This window comes from Halomonas sp. BC1, from assembly GCF_002078135.1.
GTDB classification, from domain to species: domain Bacteria; phylum Pseudomonadota; class Gammaproteobacteria; order Pseudomonadales; family Halomonadaceae; genus Vreelandella; species Vreelandella stevensii.
On record NZ_LFGS01000019.1, the window covers coordinates 759,775 to 773,676 of the forward strand.

Sequence of the window (13,902 nt, forward strand, 5' to 3'; positions counted from 1 at the left end):
ACAGCAGGAAGAGAGCTAACGGATTAGCGGCAACCGCCGGAAAACCAAAGGGCCTGCTGGAGACAGCAGGCCCTTCGCGTTGCGGTTCGAGGCGGTTATTGGCTACGCAGGCAGTGGAGCAGCGCCTGAAGCGGATGAGCCAGCGTTTGCGCTGAGTAACGCTTCACCTGGCTACGGCACGAGTACCCGGTGGCCAGCAGCTTGCCTGCGTTCTCTTCGGCCTCTACCTGAGGCTGCCAAGACTGGGCGTAGATGGTTTTGGAGGTGGCGACGTTACGGCTTTCATGGCCGTAAGTACCCGACATGCCGCAGCAGCCCGTGGTGGCCAGCTCCAGCTGCAAGCCAAAGGCAGCAAACACCTGCTGCCACGCTTTGGGGCTGCCCGGCGCGTTGGTTTTTTCGGTGCAATGGGAAAGCAGCTTGTAGCCCGGGTCATTCAGCTTCACCGGGCTGGGATTGAGCGTGTTGACACGGGTAGCAAGCCACTCCTGCAGCATCAGCACCGTGGGCACCTGTTCGCTGCCCAGCGCTTTGACGTACTCCTGGCGATAGGTCAGCGTCATGGCTGGGTCGATGCCTACCATGGGCACGTCGAACTCGCTCAGCGCCCGCAGGCGCCTGGCCTGCTTGGCCGCGGTGCGCTCGAAGGCACCTAAAAAGCCTTGTACGTGGAGCGGCTTACCGTTGGTGGAAAACGGCATCACGAACACGCGCAGGTTCAGCCGCGACAGCAGCTCTACGACATCCATCACCAGCCTGGCTTCGAAGTGAGTCGTGAACGCGTCCTGCACGATGATCACGCTCTGCGCGCGCTGCTGTTCGGTGAGCAGGGCCAGTGACGTAGGCGTGGCTTCTGCCACCCCCCAGGCACGCAGCTGCTTTTTCACGCTGGCGCGGGAGAGCGTGGGGGAGTCGCTGATGCCGAGCCCTTTGTGCATCAGTTGGGTGACCCAGCGCTGCCCCAGGGCGGCGTTATACAGAGGGGCGATCCTGGTCAGCGCGGGCAGCATGAACTCGGTGCCCCCGATCACGTAGTCGCGCAGCGGGCGCAAATAGCGGCCGTGGTAGACCTCCAGGAACTGCGCACGGAACTGAGGCACGTGGACCTTGATAGGGCACTGGCCTGCGCAGGATTTGCACGCCAGGCAGCCTGCCATGGCATCGTACACTTCGTGGGAGTAGTCGTGGTGCTGCTGACGGCTGAGGGTGTTCATCACTCGCTTGGGAAAGCTCTTGATAAAGCCCCAGCTGCGTTCGGCCTTCTTCTTGCGCGACTCTTCGACCACGTCGATGCCTGCCTGAGACTGCAAGCGCAGCCATTCCCGGATCAGGCTGGCACGGCCTTTGGGAGAGTGTCGGCGGTCGCGGGTGGCCTTCCACGACGGGCACATGGGGTCGTCCACATCGTAGTTGTAGCAGGCGCCGTTGCCGTTGCAGTAAACCGCTGCGTCGTAAGCCTGCCAGGCGCGTTCGTCGATGGTGCGGTCCAGCTGGCCGCGCATCGTTACGCCATCCACGCGCAGCAGCTCCGGGTCGCTCTGTCTGGCGATCAGCGGGGCATTTTCAGCGGGCGAGGCGATCTTGCCAGGGTTGAGCTGGTTATGCGGGTCGAAGGCCGCCTTGATCTGCTGCAGGCAAGGGTACAGCTCACCAAAGAAGGTGGGGCCATACTCCGAACGCACGCCCTTGCCATGTTCACCCCACAGCAGCCCGCCATATTTCTGGGTCAGAGCGACCACTTCATCGGAAATCTCCCGAATCAGCGCTTGCTGCTCGGGGTCTTTCATGTCCAGTGCCGGGCGCACGTGCAGCACCCCCGCATCCACATGGCCGAACATGCCGTAGGAGAGCTGGCGAGCATCCAGCGCCGCGCGGAACTCGGCGATGAACTCGGCCAGGTGTTCCGGCGGCACGGCGGTATCTTCCACGAAGGGTAGCGGGCGCTTTTCTCCCTGCACATTGCCCAGCAGGCCCACCGAGCGCTTGCGCATGGCGTAGACTTTCTGAATTTGCGGGCGGCCTTCCGCCAGGGTGTAGCCCAGCCGCTCGACGCGGGTGTCCTGGCCAAGGTGCCGGGTGAATGCCGCCACTCGCTCGGCCAGCGTATCGGCGTCGTCGTCGTTGAACTCGATCAGGTTGATGCCCTGTATGGGCGTGCTGCCCGCCGGGAAGAACTCGGCCACGCTGTCCCAGACGAAATCTTCCATGGCCAGCTGCAGCACCGTGTCGTCCACGGTCTCGATGGAGGTAGGGCGGGCGCTACTGGCCATCAGCGCCTTGGCATCGCGCAGCGCATCCATGAAGCTGGCATAGCGAACGTTCACCAGCGTTGCGTGCTTCGGAATCGGCAGTACGTTCAGCACCGCCTCGTTCAGGAAGCCCAGCGAGCCTTCGGAGCCACACAGCAGGCTGTTCAGGTTGAGCTGGCCGTCCTCACGCAGATGGGCCAGGTCATAGCCGGTCAGGCAGCGGTTGAGCGGGGGAAACTTGGCGTCGATCAGCGCCTTCTGCTGGTCGATGATGGTGGCAGCGGTACGGTGTACTTTCCCCAGGACGCCTTCCTCGGCCAGTGCTTGCTGCTCCTCTTCCTCGCTCAGCGGGCGGCTGTGCAGGTGCTGCCCACCGAGCAGGATGGTATCCAGCGCCAGTACGTGATGGCGGGTCTTGCCGTATTCGCAGCTGCCCTGACCGCTGGCATCGGTGGAAATCATGCCACCGATGGTGGCCCGATTGGAGGTCGACAGTTCGGGGGCAAAAAATAGCCCGTGGGGTTTCAGAGCGGCGTTCAACTGGTCCTTGACCACTCCGGCCTGCACCCGCACTTGCCGTGCTTCCACGTCAATCTCGAGGATCTGGTTCATGTGGCGGGAAACGTCAACCACGATGCCGTCGGTCAGCGATTGGCCATTGGTACCGGTGCCGCCACCTCGGGGGGTCAGCACCACTTCCCGGTGGGGCAGCTCGGCAGCCAGCTTGGCCAGGCGCTCCAGGTCTTCGGCGTGCTTGGGGAAGACCGCTGCCTGGGGCAGGCGCTGATAAATCGAGTTATCGGTGGCCAGCACGGTGCGGTTGGCGTAATCCGGGGCGATTTCGCCCTCGAAACCGCAGGCGCGCAGGGCGTCGAGGAAGCGGACGTAGTGGCCCTTCAAACGTTCAGCGGGGGCCGTGCGGGTATCCAGAGATGCAATCATGGTGAATCGAGCCGTCACTGCTGGGGGCGAATAGAGGAATAGCGTACTTTACCCCAGCTACTCCAGGCGTGCATCTTGCCTGGCCGTTGGCGCTGGCGAGACCGAGAGAGATTATGGTTGCTCAGTATGGTGAGGCTTTGCACTACCTTAGCTTTAAAATGCAGCGTTTTGCTATAGCCAAACGCCTACAATCTTCATGTCCGCTTTTCCCTCGTACAATGGCCATGGCTCCCGTCCGCGCTTTTGCCTACAATGGTCGCCTTTGTCGCGCCCTGGGCGGCGCGTGTCATTGAATTCTGGCCAAGGAATACCTCATGCTCGATCCGAAACTGCTGCGCGGTGATCTGGAGACGACGGCGCAACAACTGGCCCGGCGGGGCTTCGAACTTGATACAGCGGCACTGCAGGCGCTGGAGTCGCGCCGTCGTGAGCTGCAGACTCAGACCGAGCAGCTGCAAAACGAGCGCAACATGCGTTCCAAGGCAATTGGCAAGGCCAAGGCCAACGGCGAAGACATCCAGCCGCTGCTGGATGAAGTGAGTGACCTGGGCGACCGCCTGGACAAGGCCAAGAAAGAGTTGGCTGAGGTGCAGGAGGAGTGGGACGATGCCATCAGCGGTATTCCGAACCTGCCCCATGACAGCGTGCCGGAAGGCAAGAACGAAGACGACAACGTTGAGTTGCACCGCTGGGGCACGCCCCGGGAGTTCGACTTCGAGGTGTTGGACCACGTGGACCTGGGCAAGCGTTCGGGCTATCTGGATTTCGAACTGGCAGCCAAGCTGACCGGGGCGCGGTTTGCTGTCATGCGTGGGCCGATTGCGCGTCTGCATCGTGCACTGGCCCAGTTCATGCTGGATACGCAAACCCAGCAGCATGGTTACGAAGAGTGCTATGTGCCCTACATGGTGAACCGCGATTCGCTGATGGGAACGGGGCAGCTGCCGAAATTTGGTGAAGACCTGTTCAAGCTCGACGATGAGCGAGAGTACCACTTGATTCCCACTTCCGAGGTGCCGCTGACCAACTTTGTGCGCGACGAGATCGTCGAGCTGTCGGCGCTACCCATGAAGCTGACCGCCCATACGCCGTGCTTCCGCAGTGAAGCGGGCGCTTATGGACGCGATACCCGGGGCATGATCCGTCAGCACCAGTTCGACAAGGTCGAAATGGTGCAAATCGTCGAGCCCGACAAGAGCTATGCGGCGCTGGAGGAGATGCGCGAGCATGCCGAGGCGATCCTGCAGGCTCTGGAGCTGCCTTACCGGGTCGTGACGCTCTGCACAGGGGATATGGGCTTTGGGGCAGCGAAAACCTACGACCTGGAAGTGTGGCTGCCCAGCCAGAACACCTATCGGGAAATTTCGTCGGTCTCCAACTGCGAAGACTTCCAGGCGCGTCGCATGCAGGCCCGCTACCGCCACCCGGATTCGAAAAAGCCACTGCTGCTGCATACCCTGAACGGTTCGGGGCTGGCGGTAGGGCGGTGCCTGCTGGCGGTATTGGAGAACCACCAGCAGGCGGATGGCTCGATTAGCGTGCCGGCGCCTCTTCAGCGCTATCTGGGCGGTCAGGAGCGTCTTGCCCTGTAATGGCCCACTCGACGTTCACGCCAGCATCGATGCGAATGGTGCCGGGGCGATAGTCGCTGGCTGAGCCGCTACCCACGGCGTCACTCTCGGCCCGCATGGCCATCATGCGTGGCTGGAAGATGGGCGCCTGGGTCTCTTCGATACGCTGGACATGGCCCAGCTCCACGCCAAGGGTGGTGGCCATCAGATCGGCCTTGTGACGGGCCTTCTCCAGTGCCTTGGTCAATGCTTCATCGGTGGCGGCGTCGCGGTCGTGCAGGTCAAACTGCACGCCATCCAGGGCATTGACCCCCGCGCCGATCAGCGCGTCCAGCACATCCCCCAGCTGTTCTACGTCAGCCAGTTCGACGCTGAACGGGCGTTCGAGACGCGTACGCATCAGGTTCTCCTGCTCGCCGTCGTCACTACGCGGGCCTGCCACGTACTCGGGGTAGACGTTGAGCGAGCCCGCCGTGATGGCGCGCTGCTCGATGCCCGCTTCCTCGATGGCCGCAATCAGCTCACTGGCGCGCTGCTCCAGGCGCTGCCGGGCGTCGCTCAGCTCATCGCTTCGGGTATCTTCCAGGGCAGACACGGCAGAGGTGTTTTCCCACAGGCGTGCGCTGAGCGTCGCCTTGTCGGGCTCGACTTCGACCCATGACTGCGCTTGCACGAAGACGCCAGGGGGAGGGGGGGCTGCCTGGGTGATGGGGGCGACCAACAGCGCGAGCAGGGCGCCTCCCAACACGCCATGACGAAGGCGTTTGACAGGGTGGCGCAGCCGATTGACGGAGTTGAGCTGGGTGTTCATGGAGTCACTTCCTTGCTGAGAGAGCCAATGTGTTGTGAGAGCGAATGTGGGTCATTACCCGCAGCTTTGAAGCAGAGATACACGGAAAGTTCACAGGCTAATGAGTCGTGAGGGCGTCTTTCTTAATAGGTGCACGGTTTGTGCATTGTCACGCCAGCAGCCATTATGTACGGATAACATGCTAAGGATCAGGCTATGTCGAAGTTGTCAGATGAGGATTATCGCAGTATTCCACTTAACGCTACCCTGGCGCTGGCCGCGCTGGTGGTCATCGTTGCCGGAATGAAAGTAGGTGCCGATCTGCTAGTGCCTTTGCTATTGGCGGTGTTCATTGCGGTGGTGTGCACGTCGCCAGTGCAGTGGCTGCATGGCTGGGGGCTGAGTCGGCGTACGGCAGCCATGCTGACGCTGCTGGTGCTACTGGCCTTCATTTCCCTGATTGGCCTGCTGGTGGTCAACAGCTTCGGCACTTTCGTACAAGCGCTGCCGGACATCGAGGCGCGCTTGTACGAGCATTACTGGAATTTGCTCAATACGCTGGCGTCCCATGGCTTGGCGATCAACCCGGAGCAGCTGAGCTCGGTGTTTGCCATGGAAGACGATGGCTCATGGGTTGCCATGCTGCTGGGCGAGCTGGGTTCACTGTTCATGCAGGGCACCATCGTGGCGCTGTTGGTGATCTTCATGCTGTTCGAGACGCTGCACTTTCGTGACAAGGTCTCGCGCGCCCTGGAAAACCCTGCGCCCAGCCTGAAGCGTTTCAGCGAGTTCAGCTTGACCCTGAAGCGTTATCTGGCCGTGAAAACGGCCATCAGCCTGGCTACTGGTGTTCTGGTGTGGCTTTCCTGCCTGATGGTAGGGGTCGATTTTCCGCTGCTCTGGGGGGTGTTGGCCTTTGCCCTCAACTTCATTCCCAACATTGGCTCTGCCCTGGCGGCCATTCCTCCTGTCTTGCTGCTGCTGGTGTCTCAGGATGGCGGTGTGCTGCAGGCGTTCATGCTGGCGTCGGCCTATTTGGTCATCAACTTCATTCTGGGCAATCTGGTCGAGCCGCGGGTCATGGGGCAGGCGCTGGGGCTATCCACCTTTGTGGCGTTTCTTTCCCTGGTGGTATGGGGCTGGATTTTCGGCGCGGCGGGTATGTTGCTGTCGGTGGTGCTGACCATGACGCTCAAGATTGCCTTGGACAGTCATCCACAAACGCGCTGGATGGCGCACCTGTTAGGGCCTGGCAAGCAGCGCCGTTCGACTCTTCAGCCGGGCGATGCGCGGCGGCCACCGCTGAAGCGGGATAAGCAGGAGCAGTAGGGGCAGGCGGCGAGAGGGGCAATCACCGCTGGCGAGGCCAGCGGTGATTGGAAGTGCTCAGACGTTCTGGTCGATGAACTGAGTCAGTTGCGACTTGGATTGCGCGCCGACCAGCGAAGCGACCTTGGTGCCCGATTTGAACAGCATGACCGTGGGCACGCCACGTACACCCTGCTCAGCAGCAATTTCCGGTGCATCGTCTACGTTGACGCTGACGACTTTCAGATTGTCGCCGCGCTCGGCAGCGACTTCATCGACCACAGGTGCCATGACTTTACATGGGCCGCACCAGGGGGCCCAGAATTTGAGCAGGACAGGCTGTTCGGCGTTGAGGACTTCCTGCTCAAAATTGGCGTTGGTGACATCAACATTGTTAGCCATTTGCTTCTCCCGTTTGCGTTGCTCTTGCAGTTACGTTGCCTCAAATGGAGCAACGGTCTATACGCGATTTACCAGCGCTCTTTCACCGCGCCAAGTTGCCAGATGTTAGCGGTCACGGCGGATGCTGGCAAATTCCAGATGCGTTTTGCGCTGAAATAGAAAAAATTAATGGATGCTGATAGCGCTGATTTTTTATACTATATGGGAATTATAGATCATTTTTTTATTCACAATTGTGTTCGTAGAGCGTCATGCTCCGAGCATCGGGCAGGTACGCAGTGGCAGCAGCGCGGGGCGTTTGGGGCGTTTCCCGGCATCGAACATTAGGTGAGGATATGAAGCTACAGCAACTTCGCTATATCTGGGAAGTCAATCGACATAACCTGAATGTGTCAGCAACTGCCCAGAGCCTGTTTACCTCTCAGCCAGGTGTTTCCAAGCAGATTCGCCTGCTGGAAGACGAATTGGGCGTGGAGATCTTTGCTCGCAGTGGCAAGCATCTCACGCGTGTCACCCCCGCTGGCCAGTCGATCATCGAGCTGGCCGGGCAAGTGCTCAAGCTTGCCGAAAACATCAAGCAGGTCGCCCAGGAGCACAGCGACGAGCGCCGTGGCAGTTTGGTCATCGCTACTACGCATACCCAGGCCCGCTATGCGCTGCCGCCGATCATTAGCGAGTTCACGCTCAAGTATCCTGACGTGGCGCTACACATGCAGCAGGGTACGCCCAAACAAATTGCCCAGATGGTGAGTGAAGGGCAGGCGGACTTTGCCATTGCCACCGAGTCCTTGGAGCTGTTTACCGACCTGGTGCTGCTGCCTTGCTACCGCTGGAACCGCTGCGTGCTGGTGCCCAAGGAGCACCCGCTCGCTTCGCTGGACGGGCCGCTGACCCTCGAGGCGCTGGCCGAGTATCCGCTGGTGACTTACGTCTTTGGCTTCACCGGGCGTTCGCAGCTGGACGATGCCTTCAAGGCCAAGGGGCTGACCCCTAACGTCGTGCTGACGGCCGCTGATGCCGACGTCATCAAGACCTATGTGCGCTTGGGCATGGGAGTGGGCATCGTGGCTCATATGGCGGTGGACCCTGCCCAGGATGACGATCTGGTGGCGCTGGACGCCAGCCACTTGTTTGCCAGCTCCACCACCAAGATCGGCATTCGTCGTGGCACATTCATGCGCGGCTACATGTATGACTTCCTCGCGCGGTTTGCTCCCCACCTGACTCGCGACCGAGTGGACGAAGCGCTCACGGCGGGGCCTCGCCATGAGCACGCGCTGTTCGAAGGTGTCGAACTCCCCGAATATTGAGCGAGGCCAGTGATTCAGGGTTGATAAACCAACTCACCCACCTACTCACCGCCCCGTTCACCGCTTTATGTTGTGGTGAACAGGGCGGTGAACTCGTCAGGTGGCTATATCAATATCAATGCTGCAGGTGCAGCCCACATTCGCGTTTCTCTTCCACCTTGGTGGGGTCGAAGTAGTCGAAGTTGTTGGGCAGGTCATGGGCCTGCAGGTATTCGTACATGTCCTTGGCGGTCCACTTCAGTAGCGGCGCCACTTTCAGCAGGCCGTCGCTGTTGCGGCTAACGGACTGCATCCTGGCTCGCTCGGGCGTGTCTTCGGCGCGCAGGGCAGTGAACCAGATGTCGGGCCGCATGGTGGCCAGGGCGCGCTCGAACGGCTCGATCTTTACTTCCTGAGTGAACGCCGCATGGCGCGGGTCGTCGATGCCCGGCATGGGGCCGTCCAGGGCTTCCCGGTGGGCGCGGGTGCGCTGGGGTAAAAAACTCACCAGGTTGAGGTCGAGTCGTCGAATCACGTCGTCGGCAAACCGGTAGGTAGCCTCGGTATTGTAACCGCTGTCCATCCAGACGATAGGAGTGTCCGGGCGAACCTGCGTCACCATGTGCAGGATCACGGCCTCGAAAGGGCGAAAGTTGGTGGTGCAAATAGGGCGCTCGCCCTGACGGAACGCCCACTCGATTAACCCTTGCGGGTCGTTGGCGTACTCTTGATGAATGGCTTCGAGAGCTGAGGACATGCTGCCTCCTGTTGAAAAGCGTGCGATGCCATTAGGCTACCAAAGCCCTGTGTAGTGCCCCAATACCGTTTGGTTTGGGTTTTATATTCCTTTCTGATGTAACAGTGCTTCTTTTTTATTCCAAAGCGCTGATTTATTCTAGAGCACCAATCAGATGGCGGATCTTGTCGAGGGTTTCCGTGTACTCCTCGTCTGCCTGAGAGTCGGCGACCAGTCCGCCGCCGCCCCATACACTCAGGCTACCGTGATCGGCCACCATGGTGCGAATGGCTATCGAGGTGTCCATGCTGCCACGGATGTCGATATAGCCCAGGCTTCCGCAATAGACGCTACGCTGGCAGGGTTCCAGCTCATCGATGATCTGCATGGCGCGTATCTTGGGCGCGCCGGTGATCGAGCCGCCGGGGAAGGCTGCCGTGAGCACCGAAAGCGGTGAGTGTGCGGGCGCCAACTCTCCCTGAACGACGCTAACCAGATGGTGCACGTTGGGGTAGCTTTCCAGTTGGCAAAGTTGCGGCACGCGTATCGAGCCGGGGGTGCAGACTCGCCCGAGGTCGTTTCGCAGCAGGTCGACGATCATCACATTCTCGGCCCGGTCCTTGGTGCTGTTGAGTAGCTCCTCGGCTAGCGCCTGATCTTTTGCGGGCGTTTCGCCGCGGGGCCTGGTGCCCTTGATGGGGCGGGTTTCGACGCGGCCATCACGGCACTGAATGAAGCGCTCGGGCGACAGCGACAGCACTGCCTGGCCCTGCCAGGCCATATACCCCGAGAAAGGCGTCGGTGTGGCGCGTCGCAGCTGCAGATAGGCTTGCCACTCATCCCCTTCGTAGCGGGCGGAGAAGCGCTGTGCAAGATTGATCTGGTAGCAGTCACCGGCGCGGATATAGCGCTGTACGGCCTCGAAGCGCTCGGTATATTCGGCCTGGTTGAGCTGGGCCTTGAACGGCTGTGTCAGCGTGAAAGGCTCGCCTGCTGGCGGGGCTTCTTCCAGCCAGGCCAGCACCTCTCGACGGCGCGCATCGCTGGCCACCAGCCAGGCTTGCTGGGTGACATGGTCAAAGGTGATGCACCAGTCATACAGGCCCAGGCGGGCCAGCGGCAGCTGAGTAGCGGGCGGGTGCTGGCTGGGTACTGAACAGGCCTGGCGGCCCAAGTCGTAGCTCCAGTAGCCGATCAAACCGCCCAGGAAGGGCAGTTCGCTGTCGAGGGTGGGCACGGGCAGCTGTTCCAGCAGCCACTGCTGTTGCGCTGTACTGTCACTGCCAATATGCGCCGGTAGCGTTAGCGTAGAAGAGCTGAGATGTGCTTGATGATCTGCGCAGATTTCCAGCGTGGCCAGTGGGTCGCTGCTCAGAATGTCATACCGGCCGCTGGTGGCCACGGGCCGGCCGCTGTCCAGCAGCACCGCCCCGGGCCGTTGCCGTAAGCGGGCAAAGGTGTCCAGGGGGGCGGAGAAATAGGGCAGAGCGGAGATCGTCAACGCCGTTGTCATGAAGCAAACGCCAAACCGGATAGGGCGCCACATTTTAGGGCGCTGACGTCGAGGACACCAGTCGCGATTATCGACGGGGTTCTCACGCTGACAGTAAGCGTCAGGACAATAACAGAGGGATTGTAGACATTTGGATGAGTGAGGCGGGCAGCACTGCAACGAAAGGTGAATAAAAACGCTTATTTTGCGAGGTTGACGCCAGAAAAGCGGCGGGCTACAGTCTTGTTATTCCTCAATTGTCGACAATTCCCATGACCTTACTTGTTTCCACTCCACCTCAGCCGGGCAGCGACGCCACCGACGTCGTTTCGCCAGAAGTACGCACGCTGGCCGAGCGGGTGTTTCACCAGCTGCAAAGCGCCATTGTCCGAGGGGAACTGGCGCCCGGCAGCAAAATCACCGAGCCCGGGCTTTCGAAAACCTACGGTATTTCCCGGGGGCCGCTGCGTGAGGCCATGCGGCGTCTCGAAGCGCACCGATTGATCGAGCGCGTGCCCCATGTGGGTGCCCGGGTCGTCAAGCTGTCCATGAAAGAGCTGCTGGAGCTTTTCGACGTGCGCGAGGCGCTGGAAAGCATGGCGGCGCGGCTGGCGGCTGAGCACATGTCTGCCGAGGAAATCCAGGGGCTGCGAGACGTTCTGGCGCTGCACGAAAGCCAGGGCGACCTCAAGCGCGGGGAAGCCTATTACCAGCGTGAAGGCGATCTCGATTTTCATTATCGCATCGTTCAGGGCAGTCACAACAAAATGTTGATGAACCTGCTGTGTGATGACCTCTACTACCTGGTGCGCCTCTATCGCACGCAGTTCAGCGCCAGTGGTACCCGCCCTCAGCGGGCGTTCGTGGAGCACCACCGGATTGTCGATGCCATTGAGGCCGGCGATGCCGAGCTGGCCGAGCTATTGATGCGTCGCCATGTCAGCGCGTCACGGGCGAACGTGGCAGACCGCTACGCCGCCATTCTTGAACAACAAACAACAACCGAAGACAGGAGCTGATGTCATGACTGCTTCATCCACTTCTCGCTTGAGCCCCGGTGGGCGCTTTCGTGCCGCGCTGGAAGCCCAGCGCCCGTTGCCCATCCTGGGCACCATCAATGCCTATACGGCCATGATGGCCGAACGCGTGGGGCACCAGGCCATTTACCTCTCCGGCGGCGGCGTGGCCAATGCCTCCTTCGGCCTGCCGGATCTGGGCATGACGACCATGAACGACGTGGTTGAAGACGCGCATCGTATCTGTGCTGCCACGGAGCTTCCGCTGCTGGTGGATATCGATACCGGCTGGGGCGGCGCGTTCAACATTGCGCGCACCGTGAAAGAGATGCAGCGCGCCGGAGTCGCCGCAGTGCATCTGGAAGATCAGGTCGCTCAGAAGCGCTGCGGTCATCGCCCCAACAAGGCGATCGTTTCCCAGCAGGAGATGGTGGACCGCATCAAGGCTGCGGCCGATGCCAGGCTGGATCCGGATTTCTACCTCATTGCACGCACCGATGCCTTCCAGAAAGAGGGGCTCGATGCCGCCATCGAGCGCGCCAACGCCTGTGTGGAAGCAGGGGCCGACGCCATCTTCGCCGAGGCCGTGCATACCCTCGACGACTATCGCGCCTTCTGCCAGCGCGTCAATGCGCCGATTCTGGCCAATATCACCGAGTTTGGCGCCACGCCGCTGTTCAGCCAGCAGGAGCTGGGGGACGTCGGCTGCCGGATGGTGCTCTATCCACTGTCGGCTTTCCGCGCCATGAACGCAGCGGCCCTGAAGGTTTACCAGAGCATTCTGGAGCATGGCCATCAGCGCGAGGTGGTCGACACCATGCAGACCCGCGATGAGCTGTACGACTTCTTGAATTACCACGATTTCGAACAGAAGCTCGATGCGCTGTTCGCCGAACAAAAAGACGCTTGAGTGCGCAGGCAACACATCTAATAACAGTGACAATACTGAGTACGTCAGGAGACTACCATGGCTGATAAACCGCTAGCAGGTGCAGGATTACGTGGGCAGAGTGCGGGCTCGACGGCGCTGTGTACCGTGGGTAAAACCGGTTCCGGCTTGACCTATCGCGGCTTCGACATCAAGGAGCTGGCTGAGAAGGCCAGGTTCGAAGAAGTAGCGTACCTGCTTCTCAAGGGCAAGCTGCCCAATCAGGCGGAGCTCGATCATTACATTACCAAGCTGAAAGGTCTGCGTGGGCTGCCCGAGGCCCTGAAGACGGTGCTCGAGCAGATTCCCAAGGACGCCCATCCCATGGATGTGATGCGTACCGGTGCCTCCATGCTGGGCAATCTGGAAACCGAAGAGAGCTTCGATCAGCAGCAGGACGTGGCGGATCGGCTGCTGGCGGTGCTGCCGTCGATCATCTGCTACTGGTACCGCTTCAGCCACGACGGCGTGCGCATCGACACCCAGACCGACGATGACTCGGTGGGCGGTCACTTCCTGCACATGCTGCGTGGTGAGCCCGCTTCCGAGCTGCATGCTCGGGTCATGAACGTCTCGCTGATTCTCTATGCCGAGCACGAATTCAATGCCTCCACGTTCACCGCGCGGGTGTGTGCCTCGACGCTGTCGGATATGCACTCTTGCGTCACAGGAGCGATTGGCTCCCTGCGCGGTCCGCTGCACGGTGGCGCCAACGAGGCGGCCATGGCGATGATCGAGCACTGGCGCTCACCCGACGAAGCCGAGCGGGAGATGCTCGGCATGCTGGAGCGCAAAGAGAAGATCATGGGCTTTGGCCATGCCATCTATCGTGAGTCCGACCCGCGCAATGCGATCATCAAGGAGTGGTCGAAGAAGCTGGCGGACGACGTCGGCGACACCGTGCTCTACCCGGTATCGGTACGTTGCGAAGAGGTCATGTGGCGGGAGAAGAAACTGTTCTGCAATGCCGATTTCTTCCACGCCAGCGCATACCACTTCATGGATATTCCGACCAAGCTGTTCACGCCCATCTTCGTCATGTCGCGGCTGACCGGTTGGGCCGCCCACGTGTTCGAACAGCGTGCCAATAACCGCATTATTCGCCCCAGCGCCGACTACATCGGCCCGGAGAAGAGCGAATGGGTGCCCATTGAGGCCCGTGACTAGGCGTTTGGCTCT

At 60.8% G+C, this 13,902-nt stretch carries 11 protein-coding genes; 6 read left to right on the forward strand and 5 right to left on the reverse strand.

What is annotated here, in order from left to right:
* Positions 1-95: 95 nt before the first annotated feature.
* Positions 96-3,191 (reverse strand): D-2-hydroxyglutarate dehydrogenase YdiJ, encoded by a 3,096-nt coding sequence (gene ydiJ, locus B7L72_RS17620; protein WP_081195681.1) that lies wholly within the window; start codon positions 3,189-3,191, stop codon positions 96-98.
* Positions 3,192-3,505: 314 nt separating this feature from the next.
* On the opposite strand from ydiJ, the gene serS reads away from it, so the two are divergent.
* Entirely contained in the window at positions 3,506-4,783 is a 1,278-nt protein-coding gene (serS, locus tag B7L72_RS17625) for a serine--tRNA ligase (RefSeq protein WP_081195682.1), read from the forward strand.
* On the opposite strand, the gene B7L72_RS17630 is transcribed toward serS, so the two are convergent.
* Positions 4,725-5,573, reverse strand: coding sequence for an SIMPL domain-containing protein (locus tag B7L72_RS17630; protein ID WP_081195683.1), 849 nt, complete (start codon positions 5,571-5,573; stop codon positions 4,725-4,727). The two genes, serS and B7L72_RS17630, sit on opposite strands and share 59 nt — an antisense overlap.
* Before the next feature lie 195 nt (positions 5,574-5,768).
* Between B7L72_RS17630 and B7L72_RS17635 the strand changes: the two genes are divergently transcribed.
* A complete protein-coding gene (locus tag B7L72_RS17635; RefSeq protein WP_081195684.1) occupies positions 5,769-6,881 on the forward strand; it encodes an AI-2E family transporter in 1,113 nt (370 codons plus the stop codon).
* A 57-nt stretch (positions 6,882-6,938) separates the two neighbouring features.
* Here the strand turns inward: B7L72_RS17635 and trxA are convergent, their stop codons facing one another.
* On the reverse strand, positions 6,939-7,262 hold the full coding sequence (trxA, locus tag B7L72_RS17640) for a thioredoxin (protein WP_081138331.1): 324 nt from the start codon (positions 7,260-7,262) through the stop codon (positions 6,939-6,941).
* A 335-nt stretch (positions 7,263-7,597) separates the two neighbouring features.
* Between trxA and cysB the strand changes: the two genes are divergently transcribed.
* The gene (gene cysB, locus B7L72_RS17645; protein ID WP_081195685.1) at positions 7,598-8,572 is read left to right on the forward strand and encodes an HTH-type transcriptional regulator CysB; all 975 of its coding nucleotides are present in this window, start codon (positions 7,598-7,600) and stop codon (positions 8,570-8,572) included.
* 115 nt (positions 8,573-8,687) lie between these two features.
* Here the strand turns inward: cysB and B7L72_RS17650 are convergent, their stop codons facing one another.
* Both B7L72_RS17650 and pabB read right to left on the reverse strand, forming a co-directional pair.
* Complete coding sequence (locus B7L72_RS17650) at positions 8,688-9,308, reverse strand: phosphoadenosine phosphosulfate reductase domain-containing protein (protein ID WP_081195686.1); 621 nt, start codon at positions 9,306-9,308, stop codon at positions 8,688-8,690.
* A gap of 133 nt (positions 9,309-9,441) precedes the next feature.
* Positions 9,442-10,800 carry an aminodeoxychorismate synthase component I gene (pabB, locus tag B7L72_RS17655; RefSeq protein WP_081138335.1) on the reverse strand — a complete coding sequence of 453 codons (1,359 nt, stop codon included), beginning with the start codon at positions 10,798-10,800 and terminating at the stop codon, positions 9,442-9,444.
* Positions 10,801-11,051: 251 nt separating this feature from the next.
* Here pabB and B7L72_RS17660 point away from each other — a divergent pair, with 251 nt between their 5' ends.
* From B7L72_RS17660 to prpC, 3 genes are read left to right on the forward strand one after another with little or no spacing between them, the layout of a single operon-like run.
* A complete protein-coding gene (locus B7L72_RS17660; RefSeq protein WP_081195687.1) occupies positions 11,052-11,798 on the forward strand; it encodes a GntR family transcriptional regulator in 747 nt (248 codons plus the stop codon).
* Between the two features lie 4 nt (positions 11,799-11,802).
* The gene (gene prpB, locus B7L72_RS17665) at positions 11,803-12,705 is read left to right on the forward strand and encodes a methylisocitrate lyase (protein WP_081195688.1); all 903 of its coding nucleotides are present in this window, start codon (positions 11,803-11,805) and stop codon (positions 12,703-12,705) included.
* Positions 12,706-12,762: 57 nt separating this feature from the next.
* Positions 12,763-13,890: a bifunctional 2-methylcitrate synthase/citrate synthase gene (prpC, locus tag B7L72_RS17670; RefSeq protein ID WP_081195689.1), complete on the forward strand. Its 1,128-nt coding sequence runs from the start codon at positions 12,763-12,765 to the stop codon at positions 13,888-13,890.
* Positions 13,891-13,902 lie beyond the last annotated feature (12 nt).

Coding starts and splice junctions, on each gene's coding strand:
- trxA (WP_081138331.1), bottom strand. CDS start 7,262: ATGGCTAACAATGTTGATGTCACCAACGCCAATTTTGAGCAGGAAGTC.
- B7L72_RS17635 (WP_081195684.1), top strand. CDS start 5,769: ATGTCGAAGTTGTCAGATGAGGATTATCGCAGTATTCCACTTAACGCT.
- prpC (WP_081195689.1), top strand. CDS start 12,763: ATGGCTGATAAACCGCTAGCAGGTGCAGGATTACGTGGGCAGAGTGCG.
- B7L72_RS17630 (WP_081195683.1), bottom strand. CDS start 5,573: ATGAACACCCAGCTCAACTCCGTCAATCGGCTGCGCCACCCTGTCAAA.
- B7L72_RS17650 (WP_081195686.1), bottom strand. CDS start 9,308: ATGTCCTCAGCTCTCGAAGCCATTCATCAAGAGTACGCCAACGACCCG.
- serS (WP_081195682.1), top strand. CDS start 3,506: ATGCTCGATCCGAAACTGCTGCGCGGTGATCTGGAGACGACGGCGCAA.
- ydiJ (WP_081195681.1), bottom strand. CDS start 3,191: ATGATTGCATCTCTGGATACCCGCACGGCCCCCGCTGAACGTTTGAAG.
- cysB (WP_081195685.1), top strand. CDS start 7,598: ATGAAGCTACAGCAACTTCGCTATATCTGGGAAGTCAATCGACATAAC.
- pabB (WP_081138335.1), bottom strand. CDS start 10,800: ATGACAACGGCGTTGACGATCTCCGCTCTGCCCTATTTCTCCGCCCCC.
- B7L72_RS17660 (WP_081195687.1), top strand. CDS start 11,052: ATGACCTTACTTGTTTCCACTCCACCTCAGCCGGGCAGCGACGCCACC.
- prpB (WP_081195688.1), top strand. CDS start 11,803: ATGACTGCTTCATCCACTTCTCGCTTGAGCCCCGGTGGGCGCTTTCGT.